1 protein-coding gene is annotated in these 914 nt (G+C 33.3%); it reads left to right on the top strand.

All coding sequences use genetic code 11. The annotated features are described in order from the left end of the window. Positions 1 to 163 precede the first annotated feature (163 nt). On the top strand, positions 164 to 914 hold a 751-nt coding region (locus AC1DJR_RS31675), incomplete at its 3' end, for a DUF871 domain-containing protein (RefSeq protein WP_477004438.1).

Raw genomic sequence — 914 nt, 5'->3', positions numbered from 1 at the left:
GTAAAGTATAGATGTATAGACTAGTAGTTGTTATGAATGATAGAAATTGTTTTTTCTTTAAAGAAAGCGGATTCAAATTGTAGTGGAAGAAAAGGGATACATACTTTTTCGCTACATATATTTGAAAAGGTTTACAATATGATGAAGAAAGAGGCGTGTACATATGAGACGATTAGGTATTTCTATTTATCCAGAACATTCGACAGTAGAGAAAGATAAAGAGTATGTAACATTAGCGAGTAAATACGGATTTACACGTGTATTCACATGTTTATTATCTGTAGATGGCGAAAAAGAGAAAATTATAGAAGAGTTTAAAGAAACGATCTCTCATGCAAATGCATTAGGGTTCCAAGTATTAGTTGATATTAGTCCGTCTGTCTTTACACAATTAGGTATTTCATATAATGATTTATCGTTCTTCCATGAGTTAGGAGCGTACGGTATCCGTTTAGATGTTGGATTCTCTGGTTTAGAAGAATCGATTATGACTTACAATCCATACGGCTTAAAAATTGAAATTAATATGAGTAACGGTACGAAATATGTAGATAACATTATGAGCCATAGACCAAATCGTGAAAATTTAATTGGTTGCCATAATTTTTATCCRCATCGTTATTCAGGATTATCATACGATCATTTCATTAAATGCTCGAAACAATTTAAAGATTACGGTATGAGAACGGCTGCTTTTATTTCATCATTTGATGCAACATACGGACCTTGGCCAGTAACAGAAGGGTTATGTACGYTMGAGCAGCATCGCGAATTACCGATGACAACACAGGCGAAGCATTTGTTTGCAACAGAATTARTTGATGATGTTATTATTGCGAATGCTTATGCTTCAGAAGAAGAATTACAAGCACTAGGTGCGTTAAATAAAGAGAAACAAACATTTGATATAGAAC

The sequence above is a fragment of the Bacillus sp. 05T31 genome (assembly GCF_056396725.1).
Note: the sequence above shows the minus strand (reverse complement) of the source record. Positions and strands in the feature narration are given on the sequence as shown.